The 21,367-nt window shown below is 64.3% G+C and carries 17 protein-coding genes; 14 read left to right on the top strand and 3 right to left on the bottom strand.

What is annotated here, in order from left to right; all coding sequences use genetic code 11:
* Window positions 1-14: 14 nt before the first annotated feature.
* Both C8J42_RS09085 and C8J42_RS09080 read right to left on the bottom strand, forming a co-directional pair.
* The gene (locus C8J42_RS09085) at window positions 15-1,331 is read right to left on the bottom strand and encodes an MFS transporter (RefSeq protein ID WP_133019728.1); all 1,317 of its coding nucleotides are present in this window, start codon (window positions 1,329-1,331) and stop codon (window positions 15-17) included.
* A gap of 24 nt (window positions 1,332-1,355) precedes the next feature.
* Window positions 1,356-2,153, bottom strand: coding sequence for a fumarylacetoacetate hydrolase family protein (locus C8J42_RS09080; protein WP_243644221.1), 798 nt, complete (start codon window positions 2,151-2,153; stop codon window positions 1,356-1,358).
* Window positions 2,154-2,305: 152 nt separating this feature from the next.
* Here C8J42_RS09080 and C8J42_RS09075 point away from each other — a divergent pair, with 152 nt between their 5' ends.
* From C8J42_RS09075 to C8J42_RS09045, 7 genes are all read left to right on the top strand, one after another.
* A complete protein-coding gene (locus C8J42_RS09075) occupies window positions 2,306-3,343 on the top strand; it encodes a LacI family DNA-binding transcriptional regulator (protein WP_133019727.1) in 1,038 nt (345 codons plus the stop codon).
* 87 nt (window positions 3,344-3,430) lie between these two features.
* Window positions 3,431-4,873, top strand: coding sequence for a glucuronate isomerase (gene uxaC, locus C8J42_RS09070; protein ID WP_133019726.1), 1,443 nt, complete (start codon window positions 3,431-3,433; stop codon window positions 4,871-4,873).
* Between the two features lie 12 nt (window positions 4,874-4,885).
* A complete protein-coding gene (gene kduI, locus C8J42_RS09065; protein ID WP_133019725.1) occupies window positions 4,886-5,728 on the top strand; it encodes a 5-dehydro-4-deoxy-D-glucuronate isomerase in 843 nt (280 codons plus the stop codon).
* A gap of 131 nt (window positions 5,729-5,859) precedes the next feature.
* Window positions 5,860-6,630, top strand: a complete 771-nt coding sequence (gene kduD / locus C8J42_RS09060) for a 2-dehydro-3-deoxy-D-gluconate 5-dehydrogenase KduD (RefSeq protein ID WP_133019724.1) — start codon at window positions 5,860-5,862, stop codon at window positions 6,628-6,630.
* Between the two features lie 145 nt (window positions 6,631-6,775).
* The gene (locus C8J42_RS09055) at window positions 6,776-7,783 is read left to right on the top strand and encodes a sugar kinase (RefSeq protein ID WP_120300256.1); all 1,008 of its coding nucleotides are present in this window, start codon (window positions 6,776-6,778) and stop codon (window positions 7,781-7,783) included.
* Window positions 7,770-9,329 carry a carboxylesterase/lipase family protein gene (locus C8J42_RS09050; RefSeq protein WP_133019723.1) on the top strand — a complete coding sequence of 520 codons (1,560 nt, stop codon included), beginning with the start codon at window positions 7,770-7,772 and terminating at the stop codon, window positions 9,327-9,329. The genes C8J42_RS09055 and C8J42_RS09050 overlap by 14 nt, the downstream gene beginning before the upstream one ends.
* A 242-nt stretch (window positions 9,330-9,571) precedes the next feature.
* Window positions 9,572-12,616 carry a TonB-dependent receptor gene (locus C8J42_RS09045; RefSeq protein WP_133019722.1) on the top strand — a complete coding sequence of 1,015 codons (3,045 nt, stop codon included), beginning with the start codon at window positions 9,572-9,574 and terminating at the stop codon, window positions 12,614-12,616.
* A gap of 53 nt (window positions 12,617-12,669) precedes the next feature.
* On the opposite strand, the gene C8J42_RS09040 is transcribed toward C8J42_RS09045, so the two are convergent.
* Window positions 12,670-13,959, bottom strand: coding sequence for an N-succinylarginine dihydrolase (locus C8J42_RS09040; protein WP_133019721.1), 1,290 nt, complete (start codon window positions 13,957-13,959; stop codon window positions 12,670-12,672).
* A gap of 317 nt (window positions 13,960-14,276) precedes the next feature.
* Here C8J42_RS09040 and C8J42_RS09035 point away from each other — a divergent pair, with 317 nt between their 5' ends.
* From C8J42_RS09035 to C8J42_RS09005, 7 genes are all read left to right on the top strand, one after another.
* Window positions 14,277-15,263, top strand: a complete 987-nt coding sequence (locus C8J42_RS09035) for a lytic murein transglycosylase (protein WP_243644219.1) — start codon at window positions 14,277-14,279, stop codon at window positions 15,261-15,263.
* Window positions 15,247-15,978, top strand: coding sequence for a septal ring lytic transglycosylase RlpA family protein (locus tag C8J42_RS09030; protein ID WP_133019719.1), 732 nt, complete (start codon window positions 15,247-15,249; stop codon window positions 15,976-15,978). The genes C8J42_RS09035 and C8J42_RS09030 overlap by 17 nt, the downstream gene beginning before the upstream one ends.
* 26 nt (window positions 15,979-16,004) lie before the next feature.
* The gene (locus C8J42_RS09025) at window positions 16,005-17,168 is read left to right on the top strand and encodes a D-alanyl-D-alanine carboxypeptidase family protein (RefSeq protein WP_107956009.1); all 1,164 of its coding nucleotides are present in this window, start codon (window positions 16,005-16,007) and stop codon (window positions 17,166-17,168) included.
* A 28-nt stretch (window positions 17,169-17,196) separates the two neighbouring features.
* Window positions 17,197-18,174, top strand: coding sequence for an AAA family ATPase (locus C8J42_RS09020; RefSeq protein ID WP_133019718.1), 978 nt, complete (start codon window positions 17,197-17,199; stop codon window positions 18,172-18,174).
* A gap of 79 nt (window positions 18,175-18,253) precedes the next feature.
* Window positions 18,254-19,801 carry a methionine--tRNA ligase gene (gene metG, locus C8J42_RS09015; RefSeq protein ID WP_133019717.1) on the top strand — a complete coding sequence of 516 codons (1,548 nt, stop codon included), beginning with the start codon at window positions 18,254-18,256 and terminating at the stop codon, window positions 19,799-19,801.
* Window positions 19,801-20,577: a TatD family hydrolase gene (locus C8J42_RS09010; RefSeq protein ID WP_056058784.1), complete on the top strand. Its 777-nt coding sequence runs from the start codon at window positions 19,801-19,803 to the stop codon at window positions 20,575-20,577. Before metG ends, C8J42_RS09010 begins: the two co-directional genes overlap by 1 nt.
* Window positions 20,574-21,338: an MBL fold metallo-hydrolase gene (locus tag C8J42_RS09005; protein ID WP_120300249.1), complete on the top strand. Its 765-nt coding sequence runs from the start codon at window positions 20,574-20,576 to the stop codon at window positions 21,336-21,338. Before C8J42_RS09010 ends, C8J42_RS09005 begins: the two co-directional genes overlap by 4 nt.
* The last annotated feature ends 29 nt before the right edge of the window (window positions 21,339-21,367 follow it).

The following is a 21,367-nucleotide window of genomic DNA, read 5'->3' as shown; positions in this document are numbered from 1 at the left end:
GGCCGGGGCAAGCCTCAGCCTGCGTCCACTCGCGCCAGCCTCGGCGAGAGCAGATGCACGACGGCGATCGCAATCAGGTACGTGCTGCCGGCGACCGCGAAGATCAGCGTGTAGCTGCCCGTCGTCTGCAGGACATAGCCGGTGAACTTGGCCATCATCATGCCGCCGATCGCACCGACCGTGCCGCCGATCCCGACCACCGAACCGACCGCGCCGCGCGGGAACATGTCCGACGGGATCGTGTAGAGGTTCGCCGAAAACGCCTGATGCGCCGCCGTCGCCAACCCGACGATCCCGACCGCGAGCCAGAGATTGTCGACATATTGCGCGAAGAAGATCGGCATAACCAGGAATGCGCAGGCCAGCATCGTGATCTTCCGCGCAAAATTGGCGGAATGGCCGCGTTTCATCAGCTTCGACGACGACCAGCCGCCGGCTACGCTGCCGACGTCGGACAGCAGGTAGATCGCGACTAGCGGCGGGCCGAAGCTTTTGAGATCGAGATGATAGGTCTTGGCGAGGAAATCGGGCGTCCAGAACAGGAAGAGCCACCAGATCGGATCGATCAGGAACTTGCCCAGCGCATACGCCCAGGTCTCGCGGTAACCGAGCAGCTTTAGCCAGCCGATCTTCTTCGCCGGATCGGCTGGATCGCTCTCGATATGCGCGAGTTCGGCGGGCGACAGCTTCGCCACTTCGCGCGGACGACGATAGATCGTGATCCACGCCACCAGCCAGATCAGGCTGATTGCGCCGGTGATGATGAACGCCATCCGCCAGCCGAACGCGATCGTGATGATCGGCACGATTAGCGGCGTGATCACCGCGCCGATATTGGCGCCCGCGTTGAACACTCCGGTCGCAAACGCGCGCTCCTTGGCGGGGAACCACTCCGAGACAGCCTTGATTCCCGCGGGAAAGTTGCCCGCCTCGCCAAGGCCGAGCACGACGCGTGCAGCGGAAAACTGGAACGCGTTGCCCGCAAACCCGCACAGCGTATGGCCGAGCGTCCAGATAACGAACGCCACCGAATAGCCGATCCGCGCGCCGAGTACGTCGACGATCCGGCCAAAGCTAAGATAGCCGATCGCATAGGCCGCCTGAAACCAGAAGATCACGTCGGCATAGGTCGTCTCGTTCCAGCCGAGTTCGGCGGAAATCGTTGGCTTCAACACGCCGATCATCTGGCGATCGACATAGTTTATCGCAGTCGCGGCGAACAACAGGCTGCAGATCAGCCAGCGATACCGCCCGATCTTGCCTCCTATGCCCGCGTCGCCGCTCCCGGCAGTACCTGCTGAGCCTACCTCCGGCATGTTTAAGGTCGCCATTGGCCTCTCTCCTAAACGAAGCCTCTAGCGGGCCTTGATGGTGCAGCGGACGGCGAACCGTCCGTCGAAGCGCGCCTCGACCCGGTCGCCGATCGCGACCGGATGGACGCCGGTGACCGCGCCGGTCGAGACCCATTGTCCCGGCGACAACGCGATCCCGCGTGCGGCCATGTGTTCGAGCAGATAGCGTACCGCGCCGAACGGTCCATCGAGCATCGTCGCACTCGTAGCGGCCCCGATCAAGGCATCGTTGATCCACAGTTCGACGGGCCAGTCATTGATGTCACCCTCGCGCCATCCTTCCGCATCCGCGCCCACGACTAGCCCATTATTGTTGCCGAAATCGGACACCGTGACAGTCGGACCAAGTGCGTTGATGCCCGGGAAGGGCGAACTGGCAATCTCAATTCCGACATGCACCGCGTCGATCATCGCGCGTGCCTCGTCCACCGTATAGCGCAGCTTGGCGGGATCGGGCGCCGTACCGATCCGCAACAGGAATTCAGCCTCGGCGGCAGCAAAACCTTGCGCAAAGACCGGCATCGCGACCGGTTCCACCCCGGCCGACGCGACTTCGTCCGCGAAGATCGGCCCGGTCAGGCGGTCGACGCCGTCGAGCGGCGGATTGATCCGGCCGACTTTCCATCCGGCGATGAAACCTTCGACAAGGCGCAACGCCTCGTCCTGTACCGCGTACCCCTCGGCAAGTGTCGTCGGAACATTTCCCGGGAATTCCGCAAGGGAAGTCCCGACGCGGCGTGCCTCGACGAACGTCCGGGCAATGCGGCTGATATTCTCGGTCGTGTCCGGCTGTACCACCAAGAACCCCTCCTATGTATTCGCAGTGATCTGCGTTTCTCGGAGCGTATGGGAAACCGGTGTCATTGACAAGCGCGTTGGCGGGTCCTCGTGTCATGGACGTTCAATGTGGGGCGTGACTAGTCGGCTCGCGATCACCGAGCTATGCCCACGCGATGCAGAAAACCGGTCAGCCAACGATCAACGACGTGGCGCGGATCGCGGCCGTGTCCAAGAAAACCGTGAGCCGCGTCATCAACCGGTCGCCGCTCCTCAACGACGATACGCGCAAGCGGGTCGAGGATGTCATCGCCGAGCTCGGTTATATTCCCAATCCGCAGGCGCGGGCGCTAGCGCTGCGGCGGAACTTCCTGATCGGCCTGGTTCACGACAACCCGAATGCGCAGACCGTGCTCAACGTGCAGCAGGGCATGCTGGAGGCGTTGCACGGGACCGAATTCGAGATGGTCGTCCGCCCGCTCGATCGTGGGTCGGCAACGATGCTCGACGATCTTCGGCATTTTCTCGAACGGCAGCGCCTGTTCGGGGTGCTGTTGATGCCACCGGTCAGCGAGAATGATTCCGTCGCGAAACTCTGCGAATCGATCGGCTGTCGGTACGTCCGGATGGGCTCTGCGGTGATCGACGATACCGACCACATGGTCGCATCGAACGATCGTGAGGCGGTGCGAACAGCGACCGAGTATCTGATCGAGCAGGGGCATCGGCGGATAGGCCTAGTCGCCGGGCCGCACGGATTCCGGTCGGCCCGTGAGCGACGATTGGGGTTCGAGGACGCGCTAGCTGCGGCCGGGATCGCCTTGCCTCGCAGCATGATCGCGGACGGTAACTACACGTTCGAGTCGGGACTGGTGGCGGCGGAGCGGTTGCTCGACGTCATGCCGCGACCCACCGCGATCTTCTCGTCGAACGATGAAATGGCGGCGGGGATCATCCATGCGGCGCGGCAACGCGGGCTCGATATTCCGCGCGACCTGTCGATCATCGGGTTCGACGACACGCCGATCGCCGCGCATGTCTGGCCGCCGCTGACGACGGTGCGGTGGCCGATCGCGTCAATGGCACGCTCCGCTGCGCTGAAGTTGATCGCCGGAGCCGACGATGGCAGCGATCTGGTCGAGGAACCTTCGCTGTTCCTCTCGACGCTGATTCGGCGCGCGTCGGTTTCCCCTCCCGCTGACGTCGAGGCTTGAGACGATAGTTGAATGGCGGTTGCGCATGCTCCTGACACCGGTTACCAATCGGCCGACGATCGCGTCAAGCGGCAAGGAGGATGGACGATGGCAAGGGCTCTGGAACTGCATCCGGACCGCCTTTTCCCGGCGGAACCGGCGACGCGTGCGATCGCGCGGGCGTTGTATGCCGAGGTGACGGCGTTGCCGATCGTCAGCCCGCATGGGCATACCGATCCGACCTGGTTCGCGGACAACGCCAACTGGACCGACGCGACTTCGCTGCTGCTCGCACCCGATCACTATCTCTACCGGATGCTCTACAGTCAGGGCGTCGACCTCGATGCGCTGGCGATCCCGCGGCTGAACGGCACCCCCGCGACCGATCCGCGGGCGGCGTGGAAGCTGTTCGCCGAGCATTACACGCTGTTCCGGGGAACGCCGTCGCGGCTGTGGCTCGACCATGTGTTCGCCGACGTGTTCGGGATCGACGTGGCGCTCCAAGCATCGACCGCGGACCGGTATTTCGATCTTATCGGCGAGAAGCTGGCGTCCGACGCGTTTCGCCCGCGCGTACTGTTCGACCGGTTCGGGATTGAGTTCCTCGCGACCACCGAGGGGGCGCATGATGACCTCGCCGCGCACAAGCGCATCCGCCAGTCCGGTTGGAACGGACGCGTGGTCACGACCTATCGCCCTGACGGCGTCATCGACGTCGAGCATGAGGCGTTCAAGCCGGCGATGGCCCGCTTTGCGGAGCTGACCGGCGAGGATGTGTATGACTGGAAGGGCTATCTCGCCGCGCATCGCAAGCGCCGCGCCGACTTCCGCGCGTCGGGGGCGACCGCGACCGACCATGGGCATCCGACCGCGGCGACCGCCAATCTTTCCAGCGTCGAGGCCGAGGCGCTGTTCGCCAAGGTGACGCGCGGGGACTGGACACCGGCGGACGCCGAACTCTTCCGCGCGCAGATGCTTACCGAGATGGCAGCGATGTCTGTCGAGGACGACATGGTGATGCAGATCCATCCCGGCTCGTCGCGCAACCACAATGCGGGGCTGTTCGCGAGCCATGGCCGCGACAAGGGGGCGGATATCCCGACGCGGACCGATTACGTGCACGCGCTGAAGCCGTTGCTCGACCGGTTCGGGACCAGCACGCAGCTGTCGATCATTCTTTTCACGCTCGACGAGAGTTCCTATGCGCGCGAATTGGCGCCGCTCGCCGGGCATTATCCGTGCCTGAAGCTGGGCCCGTCCTGGTGGTTCCACGACAGTCCCGAGGGGATGCGTCGGTTCCGCGAGATGACGACCGAGACCGCCGGATTCTACAACACCGTCGGCTTCAACGACGACACGCGGGCGTTCCTTTCGATCCCGGCGCGACACGACGTCGCACGGCGGATCGACTGCAGGTTCCTGGCGCGGTTGGTGGCGGAACACCGGCTTGCCGACTGGGAAGCGGCTGACCTTGCCCACGAGTTGACGAGCGGCCTCGTCCGCCGTGCTTACCGTATCGACGAACCCCATTTCGCTGCTCAGGCGGCCTGACCGGAGCTTATTATGTACGACCGCACCTACTACGCCACGCATCCCGACATGATGGAGTGCGTCTCCAACGGCGAACTGCGCGACCGCTACCTGATCCAGGACCTGTTCCGCGACGGCGAATGCGTGCTCAACTACACGCATGCCGAGCGTTTCGTGATCGGCGGCGTTGCCGTTGCGAGCGGGTCCGTGAAGCTGCCTGACCAGGCCGAGCCGGCATCGGCGGCGGGTCATCCGTTCCTCGAACGCCGCGAGCTGGCGGTCGTCAACGTCGGCAAGGTCAGCGGCACCGTCACGGTCGACGGCGAGACCTTCACGCTCGGCAACAAGGACTGCCTGTACGTGACGATGGGCGCCAAGGACGTGCAGTTCTCGGGCGACGGCGCGCGCTTCTATCTGGCGTCGTGCCCGGCGCACAAGGCGTTCACCACGCGCGTGATCTCGGTCGGCGATGCGACCACGCTGGAGCGCGGCAGCCTCGAGGACTCGAACGAGCGGACGATCTACCAGATGGTCATCCCCGGCATCTGCGACAGTGCGCAGCTGGTGATGGGCCTGACCGTCCTGAAGCCCGGCTCGGTGTGGAACACGATGCCGCCGCATATCCACGAGCGTCGCAGCGAGATCTATTTCTACTTCGAACTCGACGATCTCGAGAAGGACCGCGTGTTCCACTACATGGGCGAGGGCGAGGCGACCCGCCACATCGTCATGGCGAACGAGGAAGCGGTCATCAGCCCGCCCTGGTCGATCCACATGGGTTCGGGCACCAAGGCGTACGCGTTCATCTGGGCGATGGCTGGCGAGAACCAGGATTATACCGACATGAACGTCCTGGATATCTGCCAGCTGGCTTGAGTCTGCCTTTCCCCTTCCCGCTTGCGGGAGGGGGCAGGGGGGTGGGCGCCCGCTCACCACCATCGATCCGCTTGAGGAAAGCGCGAGCCCACCCCCGGCCCCTCCCGCATACGGGAGGGGAGGAGACGAGCATGACCACTCCTTCCGTATCTGGCCCCTTCGACCTGACCGGCAAGGTCGCCATCGTCACCGGCGCGAACACCGGCATCGGCCAGGCGATCGCTGTTGCGCTCGCGACCGCCGGCGCGGACGTCGCTTGCGTCGGGCGCACGCCTGCCGAAGATACCGTCGCGCGGATTCGCGCTCTCGGGCGGAACGCGGAGATCGTGTCTGCCGACTTGTCGACGATCGAACCGGTGCAGCGCGTCGTCGACGAGACGGTGGCCAAGCTCGGCGGGCTCGACATCCTGATCAACAACGCCGGCATCATCCGCCGCGCCGACGCGGTCGACTTCACCGAAGCGGACTGGGACGCGGTGATCGACACCAACCTCAAGTCCGTGTTCTTCCTGTGCCAGGCCGCCGGCCGCCACATGATCGCGCAAGGCTCGGGCAAGATCGTCAACATTGCCTCGATGCTGACGTTCCAGGGCGGCATTCGCGTGCCGAGCTACACCGCGTCGAAGTCGGGCATCGGCGGCCTCACCAAGCTGCTGGCGAACGAGTGGGCGGCCAAGGGCATCAACGTCAACGCGATCGCACCGGGATACATCGCGACGAACAACACCGCCGCGCTACAGGCGGACGAGACCCGCAACCGCTCGATCCTCGACCGCATCCCGGCAGGCAAATGGGGTGACGCGAGCGATCTCGGCGGTGCGGCGGTGTTCCTGTCGTCGGCGGCAGCCAAATACGTGCAAGGCCACATCCTTGCCGTCGATGGCGGCTGGCTCGCTCGGTGACGTTCGTCCCAACACGGGGGTAAGGGCCTGTCTCAAGCTGATGGGAAGGGGCTTCCGTTAGCGTATCCGTCGTGCCACGCCCGCTCTACCACGACCAAGCAGTGGCCCTCCTCCACGCACTGGGAGGATTCGATGAAGGGGTGATATGACTAAATTCCTGGCGTTCGGCGAGATCATGTTGCGGCTTTCCCCGCCAGGTCGCGAGTTGCTGTTGCAGACGCCGAAACTCGACGTCTGGGTCGCAGGCGCCGAGGCGAACGTCGTGACGCAGCTTGCACGGCTCGGCCACGACGTCGGGATGGCGACGATGGTCCCCGACAATGATCTCGGCCGCACGGCAATCACGACGCTGCGCGGGCATGGTGTCGACACGTCGACGATCACACTCGGCGGCGACCGGATGGGGCTGTATTTCGTGACGTCCGGTGCAGGTCTTCGCGCTACCGAAGTCATTTACGACCGGGCCTGGTCGTCGTTCGCGGAGGCACCTACTGAAACCTGGGACTGGACCTCGCTGCTCGGCGGCGTCGATCGGCTGCATCTGTCCGGCATCACGCCGGCGCTCGGCCCGGTCCCGGCTGAAGCGGCGCTGGCAGCCGTCCGAGCGGCAACGGAACGCGGGATTGCGGTCTCGTTCGACGGCAATTGGCGCGGGAAGCTTTGGGAACGATGGGACTCTAACCCGCGCGAGATCCTGACACAACTCGTCGAGCATGCCGACCTGATGTTCGGCAATCACCGCGATATCGCCCTGCTGCTCGATCGCGACTTCTCCGGCGAGGCCGAGGATCGCCGACGCGAAGCGACGGAGGCCGCGTTCGCCGCGTTTCCCCGCTTGCAGACGATCGCGTCGACCGCGCGCCATGTCGAACATGTCGATCTCCACCGCCTTTCCGCGCGGATCGACACGCGCGACGCTTACGCCCAGACCGACGAGGTCGTGCTAGCCGGTATTGTCGATCGAATCGGTGGCGGCGACGCGTTCGCAGCGGGCGTCCTGCACGGATTGCGATCCGGCAAGGACATCGCCGAAACCGCGCGCATCGGCTTGGCGCTCGCTGCGCTGAAACACTCGTTGCCCGGGGACGCGAGCCTGTTCCGCCAGGCGGATATCGACGCATATCTGGCCGGCGGCCTCGATGTCCGGCGCTGATGGCTGGACGCGCAGGGCGACGATAGGCGCCGGGGCCGCACTGATCCTCGCGAGCCGCGCGAGGGCGAGTACGGCCCCCAAGGTTCGAACGCCATCAGGAAATTTCGTGGGCACGTCGGAAGGGCAGGTCAGCGCATTCAGGGGAATACGCTACGGTCGTGCCGAGCGGTTCCAGGCGCCGCTACCAGTGCCGATGCCGGGACAACACCGGCCCGCGCAGGAGTTCGGACCGGTATCCCCGCAATCGGGACCTTATGGCCCGCAGTCGGAGGACTGCCTGTTCCTCAACGTCTGGACCGCCGAGGCCGACACCCGCGCCAACAAGCCGGTCATGGTCTATATCCACGGGGGCGCCTATTCGAACGGCAGCGTCACCGATCCGTTGAACGATGGGCAGGCGCTGGCGGCACGCGGCGACTGCGTCGTGGTGACGATCAACCACCGGCTCAACGCGTTCGGCTATCTCTACCTCACGCGGCTCGATCCAAGGTTTCCGGACAGCGGCAATGCGGGACAGCTCGACTTAATCCTCGCGCTCAAATGGGTGCGTGACAATATCGCGGCGTTCGGCGGCGATCCGTCACGGGTCATGGTATTCGGACAATCGGGCGGCGGTGCGAAGATCGCGACGATGATGGGGATGCCGGCCGCAGCCGGGCTGTTTCACCGGGCTGCAACGATGAGCGGCCAGCAGGTGACGGTATCCGGCCCGCTGAACGCGACAGCGCGGACGCGAGCGTATCTCGCGAAGCTCGGCGTGACGGAAACCAATCTGTCGCTGTTGTTGACGCTATCTGCGACAAAGCTTGTCGAGGCGCTCGACACGACCGATCCGGTGATGGAAGGCGGCGTGTATTTCGGGCCGGTGCTCGACATGACCTGGCTGACGCGACATCCGTTCTGGCCCGATGCCAACCCGTTGGGCAACGGTATCCCAATGATCCTGGGCAACACGCATGACGAGACGCGCGGGTTTATAGGTCCGGATTCTGCTAAGGTGAGTGGTCTCGACTGGGCCAATCTGGCAGCCCGCATGGCGCCGGAACTCAAGATCGACATACTGCCCGAATGGGTCGTCGCTGCATACCGCGCGCGATACCCAGCGTGGTCGCCGCTCGATGTGTTCTACGACGCCACCACCGCAGGAAGAAGCTGGCGCGGGCAGGTGATCGAGGCCGAAGCACGTGCAACGAGCGATTCACCCGCCTGGGTGTACCAGGTCGACTTCGCGTCGCGCACGGATCCGCGTCGCGGTGCCTTCCACACGATGGATATCCCGTTGGTGTTCGGCACTCTCGATGCTGCAGGATCCCAGACCGGTATCGGCGCGGATGCCCATTCCGTATCCAAAGCGATGCAGGACAGTTTCGTCGCGTTCGCGCGTACCGGCGATCCGCACCATGCAGGCGTTCCACTTTGGCCGCGCTATGACCGGACCACGCGCGCGACGATGATCTTCGATGCGAATTCACATCTCGAGGCCGATCCGCGTCGCTGGCAGCGCGAGCTGTTCGCGCGCGTTCCGTACATCCAACCGGGCAGTTGATCTCAGGCGCATATTGACACGTAAACGATCGTGCGACATTGTCCTGACACCGGTTACCTAAGCATAGACAGGAACCGGGAGCGGACCAGCAACAACTGGCCGTTCGGGAGAGGATGAGATGCACCCGTTCGAAAGTAACGGGTCTTGTTCCCCAAGATCATCAGGGCGGAGGCAACGCGGCAAGCAGCCGCGTCGCAACCGGTGTCATCGATGTTGACCCGACGGGGAGTGGAGCAATGGGCATGCAAACAGCAGCAACGGATCGGCGACTGAACTGGCTTGGCGGGATTTCCGCCGGCAGCCTCGTGCTGGCACTGGCGACGCCGGCAACCGCAGTTGCGCAAGCCGCGCAGATACCGAATAGCGTGAGCCCAGGAACACCAACTCAGGTCGATCCGTCACCGGCACAGACCGCAGTCGTCCCTGAGGGGCAACCGGCGGATCCCGCCGCGACGACCGCATCGCAAAACTCGCCCGAAACCGTACCCGAGACGGTATCCGCCGACAGTCCGACCGCCGAGATCATCGTTACCGGCTTCCGGCGCTCGCTCGACGCGGCGCTCAACGTCAAGCGTCAGTCGGTGTCGTCGGTCGATGCGATCGTCGCCGAGGACATCGCCAAGTTTCCCGACCAGAATCTGGCTGAGTCGTTGCAGCGTATTCCCGGTATCTCGATCCAGCGCGACGCAGGCGAGGGCCGTGCGATCACCGTACGCGGCCTTGGTGCGCAGTTTACGCGCGTCCGGGTCAATGGCCTTGAGACGGTCGCTACGTCGACCGACGGCGCGAGCTCGAACCGCGATCGTGCGTTCGATTTCAACGTTTTCGCCTCCGAGCTGTTCAATTCGATCGTCGTCCACAAGACTGCCGAGGCGTCGCTGGACGAAGGTTCGCTCGGCGCGGTGGTCGACCTCAACACCGGCAATCCGCTGGGTGGCAAGACCGGCTTCACGCTCGTCGGCTCTGCGCAAGCGAGCTATAACGACCTCAGCAAGAATTTCGGACCACGTCTGGCGGGGCTGCTGTCGTGGAAATCGGCCGACGGCACGTTCGGCATGGCGCTGTCGGGCGCCTATACCAAGACCAACAATTTGGAACTCGGCAACAACAGCGTCCGCTGGGCGCAGGGCGTGTTCGACTCGGTCGGAGGAACGCCGTGCTTTACCGCGCCGAACCGCGGGGGCACCTATACCAATTCGGCGATTTGCGACACGGCCGCGCTCGCCTTCCATCCACGCATTCCGCGCTACGGCTCGGTCCGTCACGACCGGGAGCGGCTCGGTATCACCGGCAGCATCCAGTGGGCGCCGACCGAATCGACGAAGGTCTCGATCGACGGCCTGTATTCGCGGTTCAAGGAAACCCGCGAAGAGAAATGGGGTGAAGTCCTGCTGCGCTCTAACGAGCGCTCGGTCGACATCAACAACTATACGATCGACGCCAACAACAATCTCGTCAAGGCGACGCTGAACGACGCGTGGGTCCGCACCGAGCATTATCTGCGTAAATCACAGACCGAATTCTATCAGCTTGGCGGAAGCTGGGATCAGGACGTGACGGACAAGCTCCGCTTCACGCTGCTTGGCGGCTTCTCCAAATCGGATGCCACGATCCCGGTCGAGACGACCTTCGTGTTCGATGATCGCGACGCGCAGGGGTATAGCTATGACTATACCGACATGAAGCGGCCGAAGCTTACTTTCGGTACCAGCGTCACCGACCCGGCGAACTTCCAACTGGCCGAAATTCGCGATCGGCCGTCCGAAACGATCAACAAGTTTCGTACCGCGCAGCTGCGCACCGAATGGGATGTCGCCGAAGGGTTCCAGATCAAGGCTGGCGGCATGTATCGCCGCTTCTCGTTCGATACCGCGGGGTTCTCACGCGATGCCGTGGTCTGCCCGAACGCGGGCGGGAAGGACGTCGTGCTCGGCACGCTTACCTGCTCGCCCAACACGCTGTTCGGTCCCACCGCGGTCTATGGCTTCCCCGCCGGAAGCCTTGGCGAGATCTTCAATCTCGGCAAGGCTGGGCAGCCCGCGGGGACGACCACGAGCTTCCTGGTGCCGAACATCGATGCGGCCGCTGCCTATACCAAGCTCTACAATCGCACGCCGACCGTGCTGGTCGGGGATACCCGCAGCGTCGTCGAAGAGGTAACCGGGGGCTATGCGGAGTTCGACATCAAGGGCGACCTGTTCGGCCTGAACTACGCAGCGAACGCCGGCATGCGCTATGCCCACACCGCGCAGAAATCGACCGGCATCTCGTCCGCGGTCGTCGGCGGCGTCACCGTCAACACGCCAGCGACGGTTGGTCGGAGCTACGATGACTGGCTGCCCGCTATGAACGTCGCGCTGTTCCCGACCGAGAAGGTCATTCTTCGCGGCGCGATCGCCAAGGTGCTGACGCGCCCTAGCCTCGGTAGCCTCACGCCGGGTGGTTCGGTCGACGGGTTCAACTACCGCGTGACGTTTGGCAACCCGTTACTGAAGCCGTTCCGCGCGACCGCGTTCGATCTGGCAGCCGAATGGTATTTCGCGCCGCAATCGATCTTTTCCGTCGCAGTGTTCAACAAGAATATCGAGAGCTTTACCGTAACACAGACCCGGAGCGGAACGTTCGCTTCGACGGGTCTACCGCTGTCGGTGATCCCCGCCAGCTCGCCCGCGGCAGGAGCACCGGAGGGACAGCTTTGGCAGATCAACGCACCCGTCAACGGCGAAGGCGCTTCGCTGAAGGGGATGGAGATTTCGCTCCAATCCAGCTTCCGCTTCCTCCCCGGGTTCCTAAAGAATTTCGGGTTCCTGGCGAATGCGACCTTCGTCGATTCGAGCGCAGGCTATTCGCAAGGCGGACCTGCCACCGCCGTGACCCGGCCAACTTTCAACCCGGTGACAGGCGCCGTCGCAACGCCCGGTGGCGTGCTCGGTGCATTGCCGAACACGACGCGCACGGCAACGCTCTACGGCCTGTCGAAGCGCGCGTATAACGGCACGCTCTATTACGAAGACAAGAAGTTCAGCGCGCGCGGGTCCGTCAGCTATCGGAGCCCGTACATCGACGGCAGTTCGGCGACGGGCAACTTGTTCGAAGGGTATAATTCGACGCTGAACGTCGATGCCTCGCTTCGCTACAAGTTGACGCCGGCGGTCGAAGTCTCGCTGGAGGGAACGAACCTCACCGACAATTATCGCAGCCGCTACACCGATCTCGACGCGAACCGGAACTACGAGAACAACCACTTCGGCCGCACGTTCCTGATGGGCGCGCGCTTCAAGATGTAGTCTCAATCCGCGAGCGATCCGGTGGCGCACTCCTGGCGAGAGTGCGCCACCAGTCAGATTTCGTCAGGGCTGAAACCGAGCGCTGCCGTCAAGGCCGAGCGGGCGCGGAGGCACTGCTCCCAAAGTCGTGGATCACCCAGGTCCTCGAGCGCAATCGCTTCGGGCCATTCGCGCGCAATGGCCGCTTCGATCCGGTCGCAGGCCGCATCATCGAGCAGGAAGCGTCGATCGATCGCCGCAAACGCTTCCGCATCGACCTGAACGCGGAGCCGGAGACACGCGGGGCCGCCGCCGTTGCGCATCGATTCGCGGACGTCGACGATCTCCAGTCGGGTTATCGGCCCCCCGGCTGCGATCAATTCCGACAGCCAAGTCCAGACATCGGCATGCTCGCGTGCTTCGGCCGGCAGGACAAGGGTCATTCCTCCATCCGGCATCGTGACCAGCTGAGAATTGAACAGATACGTCCGAATCGCAATATCGAGGCTCACGCGATCTGCCGGAACCTCGACGATCACCGCGTCGGGGACGAGCGCCGCTACCGCGTCGTACAGCGCGCGAGGGTCGGCGAACGCCTGCTCATGCGCGAACAGGACATGACCGTTGGCCACTGCGACCACGTCATTGTGGAAAGCACCGGCCGCGATCGCCGCCTCGCTTTGCCGAACCATCAGCGTATGGCGGGGATCGAGGCCGTGGCGGCGTGCGACCGCCTCGCTCGCACTGCGGTGCTGACGCGAGGGGAAGCCACCAGCCTGACCCTCGCCATATACGAACATCTCTAACGCTACGCCGCCAGCAGGCGAGACCAGCCGCATGAAGTTGGCTGCGCCTTCATCCCCGAACGCGGCGGGCAGGGGGGAATGCACCTGGAAATACCGCGAGTCTGAAAACGCGAGGCGGAGTTGTCGTTCGGTCTGCACTGCCTCGATCGCGCGGTGCGGCATGGTCGACAGGTTCGCGACCGAGATATGGCAAAGGCCGTCATCCGTATCGGTCGCCGGGGAAACCGTGCCCGCATTCGCGGTCCACATCGAAGACGCCGACATCGCGTTGGCAGCGAGCGCTCCGTCGGCAGCCCACGCGGACGACAGGACTTCCGCATCGGATCCCGCGAAACCTAACGTCCTCAGCCAATCGACATGCGGCCTGACGTGCGGCAGGAAGACGCCTTGCTTCAGGCCCATGGCCATCAGGCGACGCATCTTGCCCATCCCCTGAAGCGCGGCCAGACGCGGTGCGGAGATCGCACCGGCGTTGGCGGACGACGCACGGTTGCCGATCGAAAGCCCCGCGTAGTTGTGCGTCGGACCGACGATTCCATCGAAATTGACCTCGATCACGGCATCACTCCTCGTCCCGTCGGTCTCGGTGTTTGCCACCGCCGTCCCGCGAATGGCAGGCCGGTAGCTGGAATTGCCGACAGGGTAAAAGGTGTCGTGCCCGATGAAGGATAGCTATCGGGCAGTACCAGCGGTCTCGATCGACGGGGCGGGTTCGCGCGACACGCGTCCGCTCAGCACCATCAAGCGCCTGTGCGTGGCAACCGTGCGACGGTGCGAGGTTCCGATCCGCTGGTGTCTGTGGCACATCCTTCGGCATGGGTGGGGTAACACGAGCAGCGACTTGGCTGCGCAACGGTGCTTTCGGTGCGATCGCAATGCTGTCCTTCGGGGGACCGGCAGCGGCGCAGGACGACGCAGGGTTTCAGTCGTATATGCGCGAACTGCGTCAGCAGGCGCTGGCCGATGGTGTCAGCGCGCGTACGGCGGATGCGGTCTTTCCGACGCTGACGCTCAACCCTCGCGTGATCGAACTCGACCGGGCACAGCCGGGCGCGACCAACTCCAGCGCGATACCCGCCTTCGCGCCGTATCGCACGCAGCATGTCGACGCGGCGCGGATCGCTCGCGGTCGCCAGACCTATCAGGCGCAACGCTATCGGCTGCAGCGGATCGAGCAGCAGACCGGTGTTCCCGAATCGGTCATGGTCGCGATCTGGGGCCATGAGACGAACTACGGCAGCTACACGGGCGACTTCGACCTCCTGCGGTCGCTCGCGAGCCTCGCCTATGAAGGCCGGCGGAGGTCGCTGTTCGCGGGCGAGTTCATCGCCGGGTTGAAGATGCTCGATCGCGGCGTGACGCGGTCGCAATTGAAGGGAAGCTGGGCAGGGGCCATGGGCAACCCGCAGTTCCTGCCGTCCATCTACCTGCGGATCGCGCGAGACGGCGATGGGGATGGCCGCGCGGATATATGGAACAGCCCCGCCGACACGCTCGCGTCGATCGGCAACTACTTTGTCGATGCCGGCTGGCGGGCTGGTCAGCCCTGGGGGGTCGCAGTCAACGTGCCCGCCGGGTTCGACCGATCGCAGGTCCGCAACCGCCTCGTCTCGCCGCGCTGCCCGCGCGTGTTCGAACGGCATAGCGGCTGGCGGACGATAGCCGAGTGGCGCGCCCTGGGGGTCAGCCCGCAAAGCGGTAGAGCGCTGGACGGTTCGGTGATGGCCACGTTGCTCGAACCGGATGGCCCCGGCGCGACGGCCTATCTGCTGACCAGCAACTACCGCGTGATCCTCGATTACAATTGTTCGAATTTCTATGCGCTGTCGGTCGGATTGCTGGCCGATGCGGTCGAGCGCTAGGGCCCTGAGCCTGGCGTTCGCGCTCGCCGCCTGTGGTCACGCGCGCGAAAGCGGTGGCGCGATACTGTCGGCTGGCGGCGGACTGTACGGCAGCTATCAGGATACCGGCACAGCGAGTTGGTACGGCGACGAATTGTCGGGCAACCGTACGGCATCGGGCGAGGCGTTCGACCCGGATGCGATGACCGCGGCGCATCGCACACTGCCGCTCGGGTCTTTCGTCGAAGTCACCTCGATCGAGACCGGTCGGTCGATCTTGGTCCGCATCAACGACCGCGGCCCCGGTCGTCGTGACCGGATGATCGACCTGTCCCGTGCCGCGGCGCACATGCTCGGCACCGACCGCCATCAGGTCGCAACCGTCCGTATCCGTGCGATTGTGCCGTCGATGCGGGATGCCTCGCTGCTGCGGGCGGGCAAGGCGGTCGCGCTGCAACCCGCCGCCTATACCCACGCGATGAGCGTAGACACCCTGCCGTCCCGTGTGCCGATGACGCTGGTACCCGGCCGTCGGTATCTGTTGCAGGTCGCGACCTTCTCGAACGAAGCGCGCGCGACCGCATTGGCCAAACGCCTCGATGCCGACGTGGTCGAAGGCGGTGGCCTGTACCGCGTCCGCATCGGCCCGTTCAAAGATGCTATCAGCCTGCAACGCGCGCGTGACGCGGTCGCCGAGCGCGGCTATGGCGATGCCCAGGTCCTGCCCACGGATTGAGTTCCCTTTTGCTCACGGAATACCCCATGAAGAAGCTGATCGTCGCACCGCTTGCCGCCCTCGCGCTGGCGCATCCGTCCATCGCCGCTGCGCCGCAGTTCCAGACCGCCGCGCCGATCGCGTACATGGAAGACCTGTCCTCAGGCGCAGTGTTGTTCTCGCGTGATGCCGACCGCCGCATGCCGCCAGCGTCGCTCGCCAAGATGATGACGGTCTATGTCGCGTTCGACATGGTCAAGAAGGGCGAGTTGAAGCTCGACCAGATGATGACCGTGCGCCCCGAGACCTGGGCCAAATGGCATGGCCCAACCGCGGGTTCGACGATGTTCCTGTCCTCGGGTGAGAACGTCAGCGTCGCCAACCTGCTTTACGGCATCGTCACGCTATCGGGTAATGACGCGTGCATCGTGCTTGCCGAAGGGATCTCCGGTTCCGAACAGGCCTTCACCGAGCGGATGAACCGCAAGGCAGCCGAACTCGGCCTCAAGGACAGTCATTTCGGCACCGCGAACGGTTGGCCCGACAACGGCGTCACCTACGTCACCGCACATGATCTTGCCGAACTCGCAGCCGCGACGATCAACAACTATCCAGACCTCTACAGGCAGTTCTATTCGAAGCGCGACTTCACCTGGGGCAAGACGATGGGCGGCAGCGCCATCACGCAGGCAAACCGCGATCCGATCCTCGGTCGCGTCGCCGGTGCCGATGGCTTGAAGACCGGGCATACCGAGGAGGCGGGCTACGGCTTCACCGGCTCGGCTGTGCAAAACGGGCGTCGCTTGGTTATGGTCGTCGCCGGCCTGACCAGCGCCGGGCAGCGCGCAGAGGAATCAGTGCGCTTCATGGAGTGGGGCTTTCGCGCATGGCAGTCGAAGCCGATCGTCGCCAAGGGCAAGAAGGTCGAGACCGCAGCGGTCCAGCTCGGCGATGCCTCGTCGGTCGGTCTCGTCGCGCCCAAGGCGCTGACCGTGACTCTGCCCGCCGGTACGTCGCCGAACCTCACCGCCAAGGTCGTGTACGAGGGCCCGATCAAGGCGCCAATCAAGGCCGGCCAGCACATTGCGGATCTCGTCGTAACGACGTCGGACGGCCTGCAGCAGCGCATGCCGCTAGTCGCAGACAAGGATGTCGCCGTAGCCGGGTTCTTCGGACGTGCCTGGGCAGGCCTGACCGGGTTCTTCGGATGACGATGCATGTCCCGGACGCACGACGGGCATGACTGAGATATTCGGCAACGCCGCCGCGCAGTCCGCTTTCCTTGCGGCGATGCGTGGCGGCGCGTTGCATCACGCCTGGCTGCTGACCGGACCGCAAGGTGTCGGCAAGGCGAGTTTCGCGCGGCTGGCGGCGATGCGGATGCTGGCTGACGGCGCCAATCCCGATGCCACGCCGGCCGGGTTCGACGTACCGCAGGGCGACCGCACGCGGTCGTTGATCGAGGCGGGGTCTCACCCGGACTATCGTGTGCTCGCGCGCCTTCCGAAGGATCCTGAGAAACCCGACCTGGACCTCGCGCGGAGCATCACCATCGCACAGGTCCGCACGCTCCAGCCGCTGTTCGCGACGACGCCGTCGATGAGTGCGCGCCGCGTGGTAGTGATCGATGCGATCGACGATCTCGAACGCGGCGGTGCCAATGCGTTGCTTAAGAACCTCGAGGAACCGCCCGCCGGAACGATCTTCCTGCTCGTCAGCCACGCCCCCGGGCGATTGTTGCCGACGATCCGCTCACGGTGCCGACTGCTGCGGTTCGAAGCACTGGGTCAAGACGAGGTGACGAAGGCGATCCGCGCACTCCGCCCCGAAGCGGATGACGAAGAGGTCGCCGCGCTTGTCCGTGCCAGCGACGGGGCGCCGGGCAGGGCGCTACGCTATGCCGGCCTGGACATCGCCGGCATCGACAGCGCGCTTGCCGATATCGCGAGTGATGGTGACCGCGACAATGGCCGCCGCCTCAAATTGGCAAAAGCGCTGGGGAGCAAGACGTCGCAACCGCGATACGAGGCGTTCCTGGACCGCGCGCAAGCCTTTGTCGCCGACCAGGCGCGCACGCGATCCGGACCCGCTTTGCGTACCGCGCTCGATGCCCATGCGGCTGCGCGCGATCTCGCCGGCGCGGCGGTTGGACTGTCGCTGGACGCGCAGGCGACCGTCTTCGAAATGGCCGGGATCGTCGCGTCGCTGCGTCAGTGAGCGGCAAATTCATCCGAGCATTCCGGCCGGGTCTTAGCGTGGGCTTCACCTGATCGGACCGATGCTCTAGGAGCGCGGCATGGCCGACCCCTTTTATATCACCACCGCGATCCACTATCCCAATGGCCGTCCGCATATCGGCCATGCCTATGAGATGATCGCCGCCGACGCGATCGCCCGGTTCCAGCGTCAAGCGGGACGCGACGTGCTGTTCCAGACCGGTACCGACGAGCATGGTCTGAAGATGGCGCAGGCCGCGCGCGACCGAGGCATTCCGGTACGCGCATTCGCAGACGAGATGTCGTCGCATTTCAGCGTGATGGCCGATCGTCTTGGTATCTCTTATGACCGTTTCATTCGTACCGTGGACACGGATCACTATGCCGCAAGCCGGGCCATTTGGCAGGCTATGGCGGACTCGGGCGATCTGTATCTCGATCGCTACGAGGGCTGGTATTCGGTTCGCGACGAGGCGTTCTACGATGAATCCGAACTGACCGGGGAGGGCGACGATCGCCGTTCGCCGCAAGGTACGCCGGTCGAATGGACCGCCGAGGAAACGTGGTTCTTTCGCCTGTCGAAATACCAGCAGCCCCTGCTCGATCTCTACGCCGCCAACCCCGACTTCATCCGCCCCGAAAGCCGCCGCAACGAAGTGATGCGCTTCGTCGAGGGTGGTCTGAAGGATCTGTCAGTGTCGCGTACCAGCTTCGACTGGGGCGTGCCGGTACCCGACAGCCCCGGGCACGTCATGTATGTGTGGGTCGACGCGCTGACGAACTACCTGACCGGTATCGGCTATCCCGACATGACGGGCGACAAGGCGAAGTTCTGGCCCGCCGATATCCATCTGATCGGCAAGGATATCGTCCGGTTCCACGCGGTGTACTGGCCCGCGTTCCTGTTGTCCGCGAACATTCCGCTGCCGAAAAGCGTGTTCGGTCACGGCTTCCTGCTCACACGCGGCGAAAAGATGTCCAAGTCGGTCGGCAACGTCGTCGATCCGATGGCGTTGGCGGATGCGTTCGGCGTCGACGCACTGCGGTATTTCTTCCTGCGGGAGGTCAGCTTCGGTCAGGACGGGAGCTATTCTCCCGAGGCGATCGTGACCCGTGTGAACGCCGAACTGGCCAACAGCTTCGGCAATCTGGCTCAGCGTACTTTGTCCTTCATCGCCAAGAACTTGGAAGGCGTGTTTCCCTCGACAGGTACGGTCCACGAGGCGGATGGCATTTTGATCGAGGAGGTCATCGTCGCGTGTGCCGGCTTCAAGGCAGGCTTTACCGATCTGGCGTTGTCGCAGGGTATCGAGGCCTGGATGCGTGGCGTGTTCGCCTGCAACCAGTACATCGACGCACAGGCGCCTTGGGCACTGCGCAAGACCGATCCCGACCGGATGCACGCCGTGTTGCGCACGCTGGTGCGCGCGATCCGCATGCTGGCGATCGCGATCCTGCCGGTCGTGCCGGACTCCGCCGATAAAGTGCTCGATCAGATCGGCGCGGTAGAGCGCGATCATGCCGCGATCGACGATGATCGCTGGTACGACCGGGTTGCTGCGTCCGACTTCCGGATCGCACCGCCATCCCCCGTCTTCCCCCGTCTCGAACTGCCCGCGGAGGCCTGATGCTCGCCGACAGCCATTGCCACCTCAACTACAAGGGGCTCGTAGAGGATCAGCAAGCCGTACTTGCACGGGCGCGAGCGCGGGGGGTGACGGCGATGCTCAACATCTCGACCCGCGAGAGCGAGTGGGATGATATCGTCGCGACCGCCGAGCGCGAGCCCGACGTCTGGGCTACGATCGGCATCCATCCGAACGAGGCCGACACCTATCCCGATGTCGATGCCGCCAAGCTGATCGAGCGGGCACGTCATCCTCGTGTGGTGGGGCTGGGCGAAAGTGGCCTGGACTATTTCCGCGACACGTCGGATCGCGCCCGCCAGCAAGCGAGCTTTCGCGCGCACATCACGGCATCGCGCGAGACTGGGTTACCGATCGTCGTCCATACACGCGATGCCGAGGACGATACCGCCGCGATCATGGCTGAGGAAATGGGGAAGGGGGCTTATCCCGGCGTCATCCACTGCTTCACCGCAAGCGGAGCTTTCGCTGACAAGGCGTTGGACATGGGCCTTTATATTTCGATATCGGGTATCGTCACCTTCAAGAACGCACGTGATCTGCAAGAGACGGCCGCGCGCTTGCCTATCGAGCGACTTCTGATCGAGACCGACGCACCGTTTCTCGCGCCGGTCCCGCATCGTGGCAAGACCGGGGAGCCCGGCTTCGTCGCCGACACGGCGAAATTCCTGGCCGACTTGCGCGGTGAGGATGTCGAGGAATTATCGCGCCGTACGGCCGAGAATTTCCACACGCTGTTCGGCAAGACGCGCGCATGAGGATCACGATTCTCGGATCGGGCACATCGTCCGGCGTCCCGCGGATCGGCAACGACTGGGGCGATTGCGACCCTGCCGAACCACGCAACCGCCGCACGCGCGCGTCCGCGCTGATCGAGCATGATGGTACGCGCATCCTGATCGACACGAGCCCGGACATGCGCGAGCAACTTCTCGCGGCCGACGTCGACCGGGTCGACGCCGTTATCTGGACGCACGATCATGCGGATCACTGCCACGGTATCGACGATCTGCGCCAGCTCTACCACGCCGCGGGAACGCCGGTACGCGGCTATGCACGACCCCACACGCTCGCGGCGCTGGACTCGCGTTTCACCTATGCATTCCACGGCCGAGCGGGCTACCCGCCGACGATCGCGGCAGAAACGCTACCCGATCGGCTGACGATAGGCGGGATTGAAATTCGCGTTACCGATCAACCTCACGGTAACATCCACGCGGCTGGACTTCGGTTCGAAGCGGGTAGCGCTTCGATCGGATATGCGACCGATTTTAATATCATGACCGACGATATGGCCAAGCTTTACGAAGGGCTCGACGTCTGGGTCGTCGATGCGTTGCGGAGACGACCGCATCCGACGCACATGGAATTGCCGGCCGTACTCGGATGGGTCGACCGACTGCAGCCGGGGCGTACCGCGCTCATCCACATGGACCACAGCATGGACTATGCTAGCTTGGTCGCCGAACTTCCGAAGGGCGTCGAGCCTGGTTATGACGGGCTCGTGCTCGACGCATGACGGGTGACCGTGCAGCCCAGTTCGCGCTG

This window comes from Sphingomonas sp. PP-CE-1A-559 (assembly GCF_004340965.1).
GTDB lineage: Bacteria > Pseudomonadota > Alphaproteobacteria > Sphingomonadales > Sphingomonadaceae > Sphingomonas.
Note: the sequence above shows the minus strand (reverse complement) of the source record. Positions and strands in the feature narration are given on the sequence as shown.

Bases quoted from the DNA above. Each gene is read 5' to 3' on its own strand.
- C8J42_RS09005 (WP_120300249.1), top strand. From the start codon at position 20,574: ATGAGGATCACGATTCTCGGATCGGGCACATCGTCCGGCGTCCCGCGG.
- C8J42_RS09035 (WP_243644219.1), top strand. From the start codon at position 14,277: ATGCTGTCCTTCGGGGGACCGGCAGCGGCGCAGGACGACGCAGGGTTT.
- C8J42_RS09025 (WP_107956009.1), top strand. From the start codon at position 16,005: ATGAAGAAGCTGATCGTCGCACCGCTTGCCGCCCTCGCGCTGGCGCAT.
- C8J42_RS09045 (WP_133019722.1), top strand. From the start codon at position 9,572: ATGCAAACAGCAGCAACGGATCGGCGACTGAACTGGCTTGGCGGGATT.
- kduD (WP_133019724.1), top strand. From the start codon at position 5,860: ATGACCACTCCTTCCGTATCTGGCCCCTTCGACCTGACCGGCAAGGTC.
- C8J42_RS09030 (WP_133019719.1), top strand. From the start codon at position 15,247: ATGCGGTCGAGCGCTAGGGCCCTGAGCCTGGCGTTCGCGCTCGCCGCC.
- C8J42_RS09010 (WP_056058784.1), top strand. From the start codon at position 19,801: ATGCTCGCCGACAGCCATTGCCACCTCAACTACAAGGGGCTCGTAGAG.
- C8J42_RS09020 (WP_133019718.1), top strand. From the start codon at position 17,197: ATGACTGAGATATTCGGCAACGCCGCCGCGCAGTCCGCTTTCCTTGCG.
- C8J42_RS09050 (WP_133019723.1), top strand. From the start codon at position 7,770: ATGTCCGGCGCTGATGGCTGGACGCGCAGGGCGACGATAGGCGCCGGG.
- kduI (WP_133019725.1), top strand. From the start codon at position 4,886: ATGTACGACCGCACCTACTACGCCACGCATCCCGACATGATGGAGTGC.
- C8J42_RS09055 (WP_120300256.1), top strand. From the start codon at position 6,776: ATGACTAAATTCCTGGCGTTCGGCGAGATCATGTTGCGGCTTTCCCCG.
- C8J42_RS09085 (WP_133019728.1), bottom strand. From the start codon at position 1,331: ATGGCGACCTTAAACATGCCGGAGGTAGGCTCAGCAGGTACTGCCGGG.
- metG (WP_133019717.1), top strand. From the start codon at position 18,254: ATGGCCGACCCCTTTTATATCACCACCGCGATCCACTATCCCAATGGC.
- uxaC (WP_133019726.1), top strand. From the start codon at position 3,431: ATGGCAAGGGCTCTGGAACTGCATCCGGACCGCCTTTTCCCGGCGGAA.
- C8J42_RS09075 (WP_133019727.1), top strand. From the start codon at position 2,306: ATGCAGAAAACCGGTCAGCCAACGATCAACGACGTGGCGCGGATCGCG.